Source organism: Yoonia sp. 72 (genome assembly GCF_034652275.1).
Classification (GTDB): domain Bacteria; phylum Pseudomonadota; class Alphaproteobacteria; order Rhodobacterales; family Rhodobacteraceae; genus Yoonia.
On the sequence record NZ_JAXIWG010000002.1, the window covers coordinates 580,546 to 594,557 of the forward strand.

The window sequence follows — 14,012 nt, forward strand, 5'->3', positions numbered from 1 at the left end:
GGGCGCTTCGCGCCTGATTGGTTCAGAAATCTGCAAGGTGCAGGTTGACGCGCCATTCTGACGTTGATGCGGTCACCGTGGTGGCCCGCCCCTGCCGTTTTGGCAGTGCTTCGACTTAATCGCCGTACCCTGAACAACGGATTAATACGCCAGGGGCCAATTCAGCGAATTTGACACAAATCAGGCTTTCTTGACGAGATCGGGGCGGGTGACTGGCATTGCCGCAAAACGCCCCGATTGGTCATAGACCTGCAATCCGTCACGCACCGCACGCAACGCCTCCAGTCGCACGCGTGCTGCGCTAATGCCCCTGATCGCCGCCGCAAGCATCGCCTGATTTCGTACAAGCAGTTCGGATATTTTGCGAAGATCGTCGGCCGGAGGCGGCACACGTTGCAATGCGCTGAACAGGTCAGCCTTGCGCGCGGCCAGATCGTCGATCACGGTGTATTTCCCTGCGAGAATGGCGTCTGCCTCAGTCTCGAGCAATGCCAGAACATCTGTGACCAAGGATTCACCCATCGACGGTCAGTTTCATCGCGTTGAACAGCGATTCGGCAAGGCCGATGCCGCCTGATCTGGCCATTTCCATCGCTTGGGCATCGCGCAGGAAGGATGAAAACTGATCTTCGCCGATACCACCGCCGAACGCGGAACGGCTTGTTCCCAGACCGGCAGATTTCAGCATTTCCGCCAGAAAAGTCGCTTCCAGTTTCTGTGCGGCCTCGCGCAGACGTGTATCGCTGTTCAGCTGTTCGGGCAAGGCAACCGGCCAACGAGGCGGTGGCAATACAGGTACGATTGTCATGTCAGTCTCCGTCAGGATTTTTTTCATCCTGCCCCAGAGCCGTAAACATTCAGTAAGTTTCTTCTGTCACAAAGCCAGCGTACCGCACTGGACAGGACATTGCATGCTATTGCCGCCTTTAACTGCCGCCTCGGGCGCCCCGCCTTCGCCATCGGCAGGCGCTGTTGTACTGACCGGCCAAGCCGATTTTGGGGTCGCCTATGACGCGTCTGCCGCATTGGCTGCACTGGAACAGGCCAACTGGCCCGAGGTGGCGATTGTTCTTCCTGACATGGCTGATGCGGTGATCCCTGAAATGCCGGCGCCGGCTGCTGTCGAAACGAACGGGGATGAAAAGGTAGCCGTGTCGGGGCTGACCACCCTGGCAGAACCAGTGAGGGTCGTTATTGACCCCGAGCCGAAGGCTGCGCAAGCCGTTCAGCCAGCGGATGATCATCGTCCGCCGCTAAAGTTGGCGCCGCATGTTCTGGTCCAGATGCAGATTGGGAGGCCAGCGGTACCTGCCGGTTGGCCCGTTGCGGATCTTGCCAAGCCGCTGATGCCTGCGCCTGTGCTGCCTGGCCAGCGGGATGGGCTGCCCGGCTTGGTGACCGAACGTGCAACTGTACCTGACCTCACTGGCGGCACCATTTTGCGCGACATAGGGCTGGCCAAGGATGTCCCCCCGTTTGCGCGATCTGACAAAGCTGCGGTCGTGATGCCACCCGTCAGTCAGGTCGCGGTTGCCGCGCCGGTATTGCCCCCTGCGCCGCTATCGGCGGTCGCAATCCCCGCGCCGACACCACCTTCTGTCGCCATGGAACATCCACTGCAACCTTCGACCAGTGCTGCGGTGGCCAAGCGGCCCGAGCTTGTTGTCCCCGCGATCAAATTGCAGGACCCCAAATCTGGCGCCATGGCCGGTGGTGGCCTGCCTGATACGCCAGTCGCCCTGTCGTCGGATACGGCATCTGTCAGCGGAACGTCACGGCCAGCAGATATCCAATCCGCGCCGGGCCTCGCCCGCCATGCAGCCCAGCAGTTGGCCGTCACCGTGACCCAAGCGGCCGGTCAGCCCACCGAAATCGCGCTCAATCCCGAAGAACTGGGGCGCGTCCGGATGAGCATGTCGATGACGGACGGCATCCTGATGCTGCAGATCAATGCCGAACGCCCCGAGACGACCGAGCTTTTGCGCCGCCATATCGACACGCTGGCACAGGAATTCCGCAACCTTGGCTATAGCGACATTTCTTTCGATTTCGGTGAAGGGCGGGCGCAGGACCAGGATGGTCACAAGGCAGGTCCTTTGGCCGACCATATTGATGAAACTGCCGAAAATCACACAACAGACCATGTCGTCGCGCGGTCAGCGCATGGCGGCCTTGACCTGCGCCTGTAAGGAGAGATGATGGATATCGCACAAGCCAACCGTCCTGTTGCATTTGATCTGCCTCCAACGCCGATTGCGCAACCCAGGATCAGTTCCGATTTCGAAACCTTTCTGCGGATGCTGACGGCCCAGATGAAAAATCAGGACCCTCTCAACCCGGTGGAATCGTCCGATTTTGCAACACAGCTTGCGACTTTCTCTGGTGTCGAGCAGGCCGTGCTGACAAATGACCTGCTGCGGGCGCTTTCGGCGCAGATGGGGGTTGCGGGCATGGCCGATCTGGCAAGCTGGGTCGGTAAGGAGGTGCGCGCGCCCGCACCCGCCTACTTTGATGGTGCGCCTGTTACACTGCACCCCAATCCCATGGCGATTGCCAACGCCGGTGAAATCATCGTGCGCGATGCCGGCGGTGCAGTTGTCCAGCGTTTCGCGTCCCCCGCGACGACTGATCCGGTGCAATGGAACGGCATTGGCAGTAACGGAGTAAGGTTGCCGAATGGTGTCTATAGTTTCGCCTTCGCAAGCCTGAACGATGGCCAGCTTTTGGGTGAGGCACCTGTCGAAACATACAACAAGGTGACCGAGGTGCGGTCCGATGCCGGTCAGGCTAGCCTGATCGTCATCGGCGGCATCACCATTCCGGCACGCGACGTCAAAGCGCTGCGAGCCTCGCCATAAGGCTTTGGACGGCAGCACTATGCGCCGAACGGGCCATCGCCTGTTGCGCCCAGACTGAGGCAATGGCGCAGTCAAACCCCTGCCAAAGCGGTTGCCTTTGCTTGACGGTATGCGGTCTTGCGTGCTCGAGGTGGCGCGCGGCCAACTAACCGTGCCACCGCTCAGAAGGAATGTGTCGCGTCACGCAATTCTCGTGACCAGGATGGCGATGTGGTCCGGTGCCGCGCGCACGAAAGGACTGCCTTTCAGAAAGATCCCCGTGACCGCCATGCCGTTTACCCGAAACTCGGGCTGGCAGCAAAACTGGTGCGATCCTGGGGTTACCCGAACTGGCGGCACCGTTTTGCGAAACCTCGGACCACTGCCTTGCTATTTCTCTTCGTGGGCAAAAGGTTGTGGCATCGGGATCAAGCAAGACCACATCGCGGCTGGGCAAGATGCAGGTCGAGCGAACGCCCGCGTCACATGATCTGGCCAAGCCACATCGCGCCGCCAACCAACACTCCTCCCAGCGCCATCCACGACAGGCGTGCGATACGGCGTTGCGGCTTCGGTTCTGGCGGGGGGTTGTTCAGGCGGATCAGTGCCTGTTCGGCAAGGCGCGGCAGTTGGGGACCAAAGCGCGACAGGATCATCGCCGTGCGGCCAAGGTCGCGCAGCAGCGCCTTGGGCCCGATGCTTTGTTTGATGTAATCCTCGACCACAGGCTTCGCGACTTCCCAGATGTTCATGCGCAGGTCCAAAGACCGCGCCACACCTTCGACCACGACCATCGTGCGTTGCAGGTGGATCAGCTCTGTGCGGGTTTCCATGCCGAACCTTTCGGTCACCTCGAACAGATAGGACAAGAGCCGCGCCATCGAAATGCGGCTGGCATCCATGCCAAAAATCGGTTCACCCACCGCGCGCAAGGCGCGGGCGAATTCATCGACATCGCGGTTTGCAGGGACATAGCCCGCCTCGAAATGGACTTCGGCCACACGCTGGTAATCCTTGCGGATGAACCCGAACAGGATCTCGGCATAGACGCGGCGGGTGTATTCGTCGATCCGGCCCATGATTCCGAAATCATAGGCGATGATATCGCCATTCGCGCTGACCTTCAGGTTGCCCTGATGCATGTCGCCGTGGAAATAGCCGTCGCGCAAAGCATGGTTCAGGAACAGTCCCAGCACACGGTTCGCCAGCACGCGCCGGTCGTGGCCTGCGGCATCCAGCGCCGGATTGTCGCCGATGTTGGTGCCTTCGGCCCAATCAAGCGTCATCACCCGCCGCCCCGACAGGTGCCAGCGCACCTGCGGCACGGTAAAACCGGCATCATCCTTTGTGTTGGCGGCGAATTCCGCTGCGGCAGAGCTTTCGAGCCGCAGGTCAAGTTCGCCCATGACCACGCCTTCGAAATGCGCGATCACATCCATCGGGCGCAACCGGCGCGACGATGGCGACAGAACCTCGATCGTGCGGGCGACGAAATAGAAGGCGTCGATGTCGCGGCGAAACGCGCGTTCGATTCCGGGGCGCAGGATCTTGACGGCGACAGCCTCGCCCGTGTCGGCAAGATGCGCTTTGTGGACCTGCGCCAGCGATGCGGCGGCGACAGGGGCGGAAAAGGTGGAAAACAGCTTTTCCACGGGCATTCCCAGCTCTCGCTGGATTTCGGCCTTGGCCTCGGCCATCGAAAAGGGCGGCATCTTGTCCTGCAACACGCGCAGCTGCACGGCCATGTCGTCGCCGACGACATCGGGACGGGTCGACAGGATTTGCCCGAATTTGATGTAGGCGGGGCCAAGGGCCGTCAGCGCGCGGGGCGCGGGCGGCATCAAAGGGTCGCCCTTGTAGCCCAGCCATTGAAACGGCCAGACCAGCGTTCGCAGCGCGATACGTGGCACAGGGCCCACGTCGAAGGCGTCCAAAATCACCTTCATCGCGCCTGTGCGTTCCAGCGTCGCCCCGGTGCGGATCAGCCGGATGATGTTGTGAGGTCCACGCACCCTAGAGTTTCCACCCCGAATGCAGGGCGGCCACACCCATCGTCAGGTTGCGATACTTCGCATTGCCGAAGCCCGCGTCGCGGACCATGCCAAGGAACGTGTCCTGATCGGGGAATTGCCGGATCGATTCGACCAGATATTGGTAACTGTCACGGTCGCCCGCGATGATCTGGCCCATGCGCGGGATCACGTTGAAGGAATAGGCGTCATAGGCGGCCTGCAACATCGGGTTGGGGATCTGGCTGAATTCCAGCACCATCAGCCGCCCGCCGGGTTTGAGCACGCGAAACGCCTCGGCCAATGCGTCCTGCGGGCGGGTCACGTTCCGGATGCCGAAGGAAATTGTGTAGACGTCGAATGTGTTCGCCTCGAACGGCAGCGCCATCGCATCGCCCACCACCCAGTCAAGGCTGTCGGAAAGGCGTGCAGCCTCGGCGCGTTTGCGGCCTTCGACCAGCATGGATTCGGTCAGATCAAGCACGGTCGCATGCCCGCGCCCTGCGCGTTTGAGGAACCGGAACGACACATCGCCGGTCCCGCCTGCGACATCCAGCAACCGCTGGCCGGGCCGCGGGGCCAGCCAGTCCATCATCGCGTCTTTCCAGATCCGGTGAATCCCGCCGGACATCACGTCGTTCATGATGTCGTATTTGCTGGCGACAGAGGAAAACACGCCCTGCACACGGCCTGCCTTTTCATCTTCGCGGACGGTGTCGAAACCGAAATGGGTCGTCTTGTCTGTATCGTCGGTCATCGGGGCTTGTGGTCCTTTGCGCTCGTCCCAACTATAGGGCGCAGAGAGAGGCTTACAACGCCGACCCGCCGATAGAAAGTGCGCCATGCCCGAATTGCCCGAGGTCGAAACCGTCAAGGCCGGAATAGCCCCCGTCATGACAGGGCAGATGATTGCGCTGGCCGAGGTGAACCGGCCCGATCTGCGCTGGCCTTTCCCCGAGAACATGGCAGGCAGGCTGACGGGGCGGCGCGTGCTGGGTCTGCGGCGGCGGTCAAAATACATTCTTGTCGATCTCGACAGCGGCGAGACGTTGCTGATCCATCTGGGCATGTCTGGGCGGATGCTGGTGTCGGGGGCGGCGCAGGGCGCGTTCTATCACCCCCATCCCGCACCCGCGAAACACGACCACGTTGTGTTGCACATGGACGGCGGCGCGCGCATCACCTTCAACGATGCCCGCCGCTTTGGTGCGATGGACCTGATGCCGACGGCGGCGCAGGACGATCACTGGCTGATCCGCGATCTGGGGCCGGAGCCTTTGGGCAATGCGTTCGACGAATCCTACCTGATCGCACGGCTGAAAGGGCGCAATACGCCGATCAAATCGGCCTTGCTCGACCAGCGGATCGTGGCGGGGCTGGGCAATATCTACGTCTGCGAGGTGCTGTTCCGCGCGGGAATCAACCCGCGGCGCAAGGCGGGCCAGATTGCTGCGCGGCGGGTCGCAACGCTTGTGCCGCTGATCCGCGATGTGTTGAACGAGGCGATCGCGGCGGGCGGATCGAGCCTGCGGGACTACCGGCAAAGCGATGGCGAACTGGGCTATTTCCAGCATGGATTTCAAGTCTATGACCGCGAAGGCGCCCCCTGCGTCACCCCCGATTGCGGCCAGCCGATCAGCCGAATCGTGCAGTCAGGCAGGTCATCTTTCTTTTGCGCGCAATGCCAAAGATAACTTGAACCATGCGCTGCCTTTGTTAAGCACTAGGGTCTGACCATCAGCAAAAGGACGGCAGCATGGCATTCGAGAACATCATCGTCGACACCCGCGACGACGTGGCGACCATCACGCTGAACCGGCCCGATGCGCTGAATGCGCTGAACGGCGATCTGCTGCGCGAGCTTTGTACAGCGCTGGAAGAGGCCGACGCCAGCGACAAGGTGCGCTGCATCATCATCACCGGATCGGACAAAGCCTTTGCCGCCGGTGCGGATATCGCTGAAATGGCGGACAAGACCTTTGTCGATCTCTACACTACGCGGTTCTTCGAGAATGAGACCGACCGGTTCAACCGCACACGCAAGCCGATCATCGCTGCTGTTGCGGGCTATGCGCTGGGCGGGGGATGCGAATTGGCGATGATGTGCGATTTCATCATCGCCGCCGATACCGCCAAATTCGGCCAGCCCGAGATCAACCTTGGCGTGATCGCGGGCCTTGGCGGCACGCAGCGCCTGACCCGTTTCGTGGGCAAGGCCAAGTCGATGGACATGCATCTGACAGGCCGTTTCATGGATGCTGCCGAGGCCGAACGCAGCGGGCTGGTCAGCCGCGTTGTCCCTGCCAAGGATCTTCTGGCCGAGGCGCGTAAATCCGCGGGCAAGATCGCCGCAAAATCACAGATTGCGGCGATGGCCGCCAAGGATGCCGTCAACCGCGCCTATGAAACCACGCTGGCCGAAGGGCTGCAGTACGAACGACGTCTGTTCCAGTCCATGTTCGCCACCGACGACCAGACCGAAGGCATGACCGCCTTTCTGGAAAAGCGCGAGGCGCAGTTCCGCGACCGCTAAGATTTCGGGTTTCCTTCGGGGAAAAACTGCACTAAGGCGGACCCCACATGCGCGAGAGGCCCGCCTAGGCCAGAATCACCGGTACTGAACCCGGTCGGGGCTTTTTGCGCTTAACAGATCAATTTGACCCGACGAAGGGAAAGACCCATGGCAAACTCACCACAGTCCAAAAAGCGGGCCCGTCAGAACGACGCCCGTTTCCAGGTTAACAAGATGCGCCGTTCGCGTATCCGCACGTTCCTGCGCAAAGTCGAAGAGGCGATCACCTCTGGCGATCAAGCCGCAGCGATCGCAGCCCTGCGCGCCGCCCAGCCCGAGCTGATGCGCGGCGTGACCAAAGGCGTTGTGCATAAGAACACCGCCGCCCGGAAAATGTCGCGCCTGTCCGCCCGCGTGAAAGCGATCGGCTGAGCCACCGGCGACAACCGGCCGGATTCGACAAAGACGCGTCCTTTTGGGGCGCGTCTTTTTTTGTGCAAGTGTTGCAGCCCTGCCGAGATTTCGGCGCAAAACAAAGGCCCCGAAGATTCTTTTCGGGCAAAGTCAGAGTCAAGCGCGTTGTTGTGTTGAAGCAGCCCCAAACCCCTTGCTAGCTTGATGCTGCGATTCACATCGTTCCGGGGGGACATGGGGGGATCGGTCCGGTTTGACATGTTGAAACCTGCCTTTGCGGGGGACTTGTCGGGCATCACGGGATCGGGCTCCATGCAAATGTGACAGGGAAAACTGCGCAAGCAGGGGCGCCCGACATTTGTGTCTGCTTGGACGCCAAGGTCTGCTCCTTGGTGTCTGTGGCTGTCATGTCACCGTTCGTCTGCCGTTTTGGCCGCGACCTCCTGTCGTTGCCGTGAATGGACCGTAGTTTGGCAAAGCGTCTTCCGGCCGGAGAGGGACACTCCGGGCTGTGTGATCGCTGTTGTCGGGTGCGATGTGTGACCGCGTGAAGGTGTGCGGCTCTGCGGTGGGGTTGTGCGGGGTTTAGGGTAAAGAAGAGAATGACGAACGATATCTGGGCAAAGGTGCTGCTTTCACTGAAAGGGGCCCTTGGGGTCAACAATTTTTCCAACTGGATCGAACCTCTCGAGTTTTCCCGACTGGCGGATGGTGTCGCCGTTTTTCATGTCCCCACCAATTTCATCGGCAACTATGTGTCCCAGAATTTCGGCGACCAGATCATCTATCATCTGGGCCAGCAGGGCGAAGACGTGCAACGCCTGCAGTTCAAGGTGCCTGCCATGGCGCAGGCCGCGCCGAAACCCGCGCCCAAGCCTGCGACGCGGACTGTCGGCGTTGACGAAATCTCCGGCTCTCCGCTGGATGCGCGGTTTACGTTTGACACTTTTGTCGTGGGCAAGCCCAACGAACTGGCTCATGCCGCTGCGCGCCGTGTCGCCGATGGCGGGCCTGTGACCTTTAACCCGCTGTTTCTTTATGGCGGGGTCGGTCTGGGCAAGACGCACCTGATGCACGCGATCGCGCATGAATTGCAGCGCCGGTCGCCGGAACTGAACGTGCTGTATCTGTCCGCCGAACAATTCATGTACCGGTTCATCACCGCGCTGCGCGAACGCAAGATGATGGATTTCAAGCAGTTGTTCCGGTCCGTCGATGTGCTGATGGTCGATGACGTGCAGTTTATCGCGGGCAAAGACAGCACGCAGGAAGAATTCTTCCACACCTTCAACGCGCTGGTGGACGGCCAAAAACAGATTATCATTTCCGCCGACCGCGCCCCGGGCGAGATCAAGGACCTTGAGGACCGTATCCGGTCGCGCCTGCAATGCGGGCTGGTCGTCGACCTGCACCCGACCGATTACGAACTGCGCCTTGGTATCCTGCAGTCCAAGGTCGATGCATTTTCGGCGCAATACCCCGGTCTGGCGGTTGCCCCGGGTGTGCTCGAATTTCTGGCGCATCGCATCTCGACAAACGTCCGTGTTCTTGAGGGCGCGTTGACCCGTCTTTTTGCTTTCGCCTCGCTTGTCGGGCGCGAAATCAATCTGGAACTGACACAGGATTGCCTGTCCGACATTCTCAAGGCGTCGGATCGCAAGGTCACGGTCGAGGAAATCCAGCGCAAGGTGTCCGAACATTACAACATCCGCCTGTCCGACATGATCGGCCCAAAGCGCGTGCGCAACTATGCCCGCCCGCGCCAGATGGCGATGTATCTGGCCAAGCAGATGACCAACCGGTCCCTGCCGGAAATCGGGCGGCGGTTCGGTGGGCGCGACCACACGACGGTCATGCACGGCGTGCGCAAGATCGAGGAACTCAAACAGCTGGACAGCCAGATCGCGGATGATCTGGAGCTGCTGCGCCGCGCACTGGAAGCATAGCCGCGCTTGACGCTGGGCCTTGCATCAGAAACAAAACACTTGAGGCCGCGCCGGAATGCAGTAGATTTCGCGTCCCGGCCACGTCCGGCAACAAGATAGGCGGAGATTGGGACATGAAATTCAGCATCGAACGCGCGGTATTGCTCAAGGCGGTCGCGCAGGCCCAATCCGTCGTGGAACGGCGCAACACGATCCCGATCCTTGCCAACGTCCTGATTGAGGCGCTGGGCGATGAGGTGCATTTCCGCGCCACCGACCTTGATATCGAAATCGTTGACAAGGCTCCCGCCAAGGTTGAACGCGCGGGTGCAACAACCGTGTCGGCCGTGACCCTGAACGAGATCGTGCGCAAACTGCCCGATGGTGCGCTGGTCACCCTGACCGAGGAAAGCGCCACAGGCCGCCTGACGATCGAGGCGGGGCGGTCCAACTTTTCGCTCGCGACGCTGCCCAAGGAAGATTTCCCTGTGATGGCCTCGTCCGATTACGCGGCGAATTTTTCGGCCAAGGCACCCGTGCTGCGGCGTCTGTTCGACAAATCCAAATTCGCGATCTCGACGGAAGAAACGCGGTATTACCTCAACGGCGTCTACATGCACGTTGCCGATGGCGAAAACGGCAAGGTGCTGCGCTGTGTGGCGACAGACGGTCACCGTCTGGCACGGATCGATGCGGAACTGCCGATGGGTGCCGAAAGCATGGCCGGCGTGATCGTGCCGCGCAAGACCGTGGGCGAATTGCGCAAGCTGCTGGACGATGACGACATGAAGATTGCCGTGTCGGTCTCCGAAACCAAGATCCGCTTTGCCACGCCCGATATCACCCTGACGTCCAAGGTGATCGACGGCACCTTCCCCGATTACACCCGCGTTATACCGCAGGGCAACACCCGCAGGCTCGAAGTCGATGCCAGCGAATTCGCCCGCGCCGTGGACCGTGTAGCGACCGTGTCGTCGGAACGGTCGCGCGCCGTGAAGCTGTCGCTGGACGAGGACCGGCTGATCCTGTCGGTCAATTCGCCGGATTCTGGTGCCGCCGAGGAAGAACTGGCCGTCGCCTATTCCGACGAACGGCTGGAAATCGGGTTCAACGCGAAATACCTGCTCGAAATCGCAAGCCAGGTTGACCGCGAGAACGCCGTTTTCATGTTCAATTCCTCGGGCGATCCGACGCTGATGCGCGAAGGCAACGACATGTCGGCGATCTATGTCGTCATGCCGATGCGCGTGTGACGGGGCAAAACACGGCTGGCGGCATGACCCGGCGGTGCCTATGACCGGGCTTGCCCTTTCGCAACTCACCCTGTCGCATTTCCGGTCGCATAAACGGGCGGTGCTGGACCTCGATCCGCGCCCGCTGGCGATCTACGGGCCGAACGGCGCAGGCAAGACCAACATCCTTGAGGCTGTGTCGCTGTTGTCGCCGGGGCGCGGGTTGCGCCGTGCGGGGGCCGACGATCTGGCGCGCCGGCCAGAGGCGCTGGGCTGGAAGATCACCGGCCTCCTGCAATCGCTGTATCAGGTCCATGAAATCGAAACCTGGGCCGAAACAGGCCAGCCGCGCCAGTTGCGCATCGACGGCAAGACAGCGCCACAGGTCGCCTTGGGCCGGATCGCGCGGGTGCTGTGGCTGGTGCCCGCGATGGACCGGCTGTGGATCGAAGGGGCGGACGGGCGGCGGCGCTTTCTTGACCGCGCGACGCTAAGTTTTGAGCCCAGCCATGCCGATTCCGTCCTGACCTATGAAAAGGCGATGCGCGAACGCAACCGCCTGCTCAAAGACATGGTGCGCGACCCGCATTGGTATGCCGCGATCGAAGGCCAGATGGCCGAGGCCGCAAGCCAGATCACCGCGAACCGCACGCAGGCCATTGCGGCGCTGACGGCGGCACAGGCCGAGGCGGTCAGCGCCTTTCCCACCGCGCTGCTGTCACTGACCTATGCGGACCCGCTGCCTGATGATCTGCAATCCGCATTGGCCGATCATCGCAGCCGCGACATGGCGGCGGGGCGCACGTTGCTGGGGCCGCACCGCGCCGATCTTGACGCCGTCTTTGCCGACAAGAACGTGCCCGCCCGCGACTGTTCCACCGGAGAGCAGAAAGCCCTGCTGATTAGCCTGATCCTCGCCAATGCGCGCGCGCTGGCGCAGGATTTCGGCGCGCCGCCGATCCTTTTGCTGGACGAGGTCGCAGCCCATCTTGACGCCACCCGCCGCGCAGCACTTTATGACGAAATCTGCGCGCTGGGCGCACAGGCGTTCATGACAGGCACGGGGCCTGAACTGTTCGCCGAACTGGGGTCCCGCGCGCAATACGCCGAAGTCACCGAAACGCACGGCCAGTCGGCAGTGGAGCGCAAAGACGCAATATGACCGTTACCGCCTCGGGCCTTGTGCTGTATGCCGGTGCCTTGCTGATCCTGTTCGTCACACCCGGTCCGGTCTGGGTCGCGCTGCTGGCGCGGTCGCTATCGGGCGGGTTTCCGGCCGCCTGGCCCTTGGCTGTTGGAGTAGCGTTGGGCGATATCTTCTGGCCGCTTGTCGCAATCCTAGGCGTGACATGGCTGGTCTCTGCCTTTGCCGAGGTCATGCTGGTCATGAAATGGATCGCCGTAGCCGTGTTCATCGTCATGGGGGTCGGGCTGATCCGGTCGGGGGGGCACACGCTGCGCGCGGACAGCCGCCTGACACGTCCGGGGCGCTGGGCGGGGTTTGTTGCAGGCGTCGCGGTGATCCTTGGCAACCCCAAGGCGGTGCTGTTCTACATGGGCGTGCTGCCGGGGTTTTTCGATCTGACGCGGGTCACGGTGGCAGACATCGTCGCGATCTGCACGCTGAGTTTCGTGATCCCGCTTGTCGGCAATCTGCTGCTGGCGGGGTTCATCGGGCGGATGCGCGGCGCGCTGAAATCGCCTGAAACGCTGCGCCGGATCAATCTCGTGGCGGGCTGGCTGTTGATCGCTGTCGGGATCGTTATTGCTGTGACCTGACCGGCCCAAGCCAAGCCACCAGATAGGGCAATAGCCTGTCGGTCGTGGAAACGCTGTTGTGCAAGGCACAAAACCGCAGGGCGATCACCTGAATCATGAATGCCTGTATCCCCTCGGCCAGCAGGCCAGGATCGACATCGCCGCGGATCTGGTCTGGTGGCATCGCGACCAGCCAGCGGGCGTAGAGATGCACTTGCTTTAGAAAATTGACGGAAATCTTCTCTGTTGTTTCGATGGCGGCTGCGCCTGAAAACCGCAGCACTACGTCGAATACGATGCGGTCCTGCCCGATATAATCCATCAGCGGGATGATCGCTTGCGCGAGCTCCGCAATCGTCTGGGGTGGGGGCGCATCGTCAATCTTTTGCAAGACGGCGTCCATTTCCTGCCCGATGAGCAGGGCCATCAAACGGTCCTTGTCTTCGAAATGGGCAAAGAAAGTGCCCTTGGCGACCTTCGCGCGGGCCACGATGTCTTCTACCCGCAACGCGCCAAAGCCGTTCTCAGCCACGATATCGCAGGCCGCAGCGATGAGGCTGTTGCGTGTCACGGTCCGGCGTTTCTGGGGGCTTCGGGTCTGCATGTGCTGAAGATAGCTATTTTTTGACCAAGGTCAAATTCCTGTATTGACCGCGGTCAATTTAGGGGGTTATGAAATTGACTATGGTCATTTTAAGGAGATTCCCGTGAATACGAAACGCATCCTTGTCCTGAACGGGCACCCCGGCGACACGTCGCTGTCCCGCCAATTTGCAGATACCTATGCCAGTGCAGCCCGACGGGCCGGCCACGATGTGCGCATCCACCATCTTCCCGAAATGGGGTTTGATATGGATTTCGGTCGCGGGGATTATCATCAGTTCAAACCGCTGGAGCCAGTGCTCGAAACCTTCCTGTCCGATCTGGAATGGGCCGGTCATTTTGTCATCACCACGCCGATGTGGTGGGGTGGGCTGCCTGCCAAACTGAAGGGGCTGTTCGACCGCGCATTCCTGCCCGGCCGGACCTTTGACACGAAGGTCAAGAAACTGGGGATGCCCGCGCCGATGCTGACCGGCAAGACCGCCCGCGTGATCATGACATCCGACACGCCGATGTGGTTTGAAAGACTGGTCTACAAGCGCGCGTTCATGCACCAGCTCAGCGGTCAGATTCTTGGCTTTGTCGGGATCAAGCCGACGCGCTACAGCTATTTTTCTGGAGCCAGCGACGCCAAGCCAGCAAAGGTGAACCACTGGTTGCGGACGGTCGAAAACATCGGACAAAAGGCGGCATAGGTGCCGTCGCCGTGGGGCAGGCGAAAC

At 61.2% G+C, this 14,012-nt stretch carries 15 protein-coding genes; 10 read left to right on the forward strand and 5 right to left on the reverse strand.

Features of this window, described 5'->3' with window-relative positions; genetic code table 11:
- Window positions 1-180: 180 nt before the first annotated feature.
- Window positions 181-522 carry a flagellar protein FlgN gene (locus tag VCK47_RS11350; protein WP_322891208.1) on the reverse strand — a complete coding sequence of 114 codons (342 nt, stop codon included), beginning with the start codon at window positions 520-522 and terminating at the stop codon, window positions 181-183.
- Window positions 515-808 carry a rod-binding protein gene (locus VCK47_RS11355; RefSeq protein WP_322891209.1) on the reverse strand — a complete coding sequence of 98 codons (294 nt, stop codon included), beginning with the start codon at window positions 806-808 and terminating at the stop codon, window positions 515-517. Before VCK47_RS11355 ends, VCK47_RS11350 begins: the two co-directional genes overlap by 8 nt.
- Before the next feature lie 103 nt (window positions 809-911).
- Between VCK47_RS11355 and VCK47_RS11360 the strand changes: the two genes are divergently transcribed.
- Together VCK47_RS11360 and VCK47_RS11365 are read left to right on the forward strand one after the other, a co-directional pair.
- Window positions 912-2,189, forward strand: coding sequence for a flagellar hook-length control protein FliK (locus VCK47_RS11360; RefSeq protein WP_322891210.1), 1,278 nt, complete (start codon window positions 912-914; stop codon window positions 2,187-2,189).
- Between the two features lie 9 nt (window positions 2,190-2,198).
- On the forward strand, window positions 2,199-2,858 hold the full coding sequence (locus tag VCK47_RS11365) for a flagellar hook capping FlgD N-terminal domain-containing protein (protein ID WP_322891211.1): 660 nt from the start codon (window positions 2,199-2,201) through the stop codon (window positions 2,856-2,858).
- Between the two features lie 461 nt (window positions 2,859-3,319).
- On the opposite strand, the gene ubiB is transcribed toward VCK47_RS11365, so the two are convergent.
- Together ubiB and ubiE are read right to left on the reverse strand one after the other, a co-directional pair.
- Window positions 3,320-4,849, reverse strand: a complete 1,530-nt coding sequence (ubiB, locus tag VCK47_RS11370) for a 2-polyprenylphenol 6-hydroxylase (RefSeq protein ID WP_322891212.1) — start codon at window positions 4,847-4,849, stop codon at window positions 3,320-3,322.
- Between the two features lies 1 nt (window position 4,850).
- Complete coding sequence (gene ubiE, locus VCK47_RS11375; RefSeq protein ID WP_322891213.1) at window positions 4,851-5,603, reverse strand: bifunctional demethylmenaquinone methyltransferase/2-methoxy-6-polyprenyl-1,4-benzoquinol methylase UbiE; 753 nt, start codon at window positions 5,601-5,603, stop codon at window positions 4,851-4,853.
- Between the two features lie 85 nt (window positions 5,604-5,688).
- Between ubiE and mutM the strand changes: the two genes are divergently transcribed.
- The 7 genes from mutM to VCK47_RS11410 all read left to right on the forward strand — a co-directional run bounded on the left by mutM (window position 5,689) and on the right by VCK47_RS11410 (window position 12,708).
- Entirely contained in the window at window positions 5,689-6,540 is an 852-nt protein-coding gene (mutM, locus tag VCK47_RS11380; RefSeq protein WP_322891214.1) for a bifunctional DNA-formamidopyrimidine glycosylase/DNA-(apurinic or apyrimidinic site) lyase, read from the forward strand.
- A 62-nt stretch (window positions 6,541-6,602) separates the two neighbouring features.
- Window positions 6,603-7,379: an enoyl-CoA hydratase gene (locus tag VCK47_RS11385; RefSeq protein ID WP_322891215.1), complete on the forward strand. Its 777-nt coding sequence runs from the start codon at window positions 6,603-6,605 to the stop codon at window positions 7,377-7,379.
- Window positions 7,380-7,526: 147 nt separating this feature from the next.
- Complete coding sequence (gene rpsT / locus VCK47_RS11390) at window positions 7,527-7,790, forward strand: 30S ribosomal protein S20 (RefSeq protein WP_019955565.1); 264 nt, start codon at window positions 7,527-7,529, stop codon at window positions 7,788-7,790.
- A 584-nt stretch (window positions 7,791-8,374) separates the two neighbouring features.
- A complete protein-coding gene (gene dnaA / locus VCK47_RS11395) occupies window positions 8,375-9,718 on the forward strand; it encodes a chromosomal replication initiator protein DnaA (protein ID WP_322891216.1) in 1,344 nt (447 codons plus the stop codon).
- A gap of 113 nt (window positions 9,719-9,831) precedes the next feature.
- Window positions 9,832-10,950: a DNA polymerase III subunit beta gene (gene dnaN / locus VCK47_RS11400; protein WP_322891217.1), complete on the forward strand. Its 1,119-nt coding sequence runs from the start codon at window positions 9,832-9,834 to the stop codon at window positions 10,948-10,950.
- A 40-nt stretch (window positions 10,951-10,990) separates the two neighbouring features.
- Entirely contained in the window at window positions 10,991-12,091 is a 1,101-nt protein-coding gene (gene recF / locus VCK47_RS11405) for a DNA replication/repair protein RecF (protein ID WP_322891218.1), read from the forward strand.
- Window positions 12,088-12,708: a LysE family translocator gene (locus VCK47_RS11410; RefSeq protein WP_322891219.1), complete on the forward strand. Its 621-nt coding sequence runs from the start codon at window positions 12,088-12,090 to the stop codon at window positions 12,706-12,708. Before recF ends, VCK47_RS11410 begins: the two co-directional genes overlap by 4 nt.
- Here VCK47_RS11410 and VCK47_RS11415 read toward each other — a convergent pair.
- Window positions 12,692-13,258, reverse strand: a complete 567-nt coding sequence (locus VCK47_RS11415) for a TetR/AcrR family transcriptional regulator (RefSeq protein WP_322891220.1) — start codon at window positions 13,256-13,258, stop codon at window positions 12,692-12,694. The genes VCK47_RS11410 and VCK47_RS11415 overlap by 17 nt on opposite strands.
- A 136-nt stretch (window positions 13,259-13,394) precedes the next feature.
- On the opposite strand from VCK47_RS11415, the gene VCK47_RS11420 reads away from it, so the two are divergent.
- Window positions 13,395-13,985: an NAD(P)H-dependent oxidoreductase gene (locus VCK47_RS11420; protein WP_322891221.1), complete on the forward strand. Its 591-nt coding sequence runs from the start codon at window positions 13,395-13,397 to the stop codon at window positions 13,983-13,985.
- Window positions 13,986-14,012: the final 27 nt, after the last annotated feature.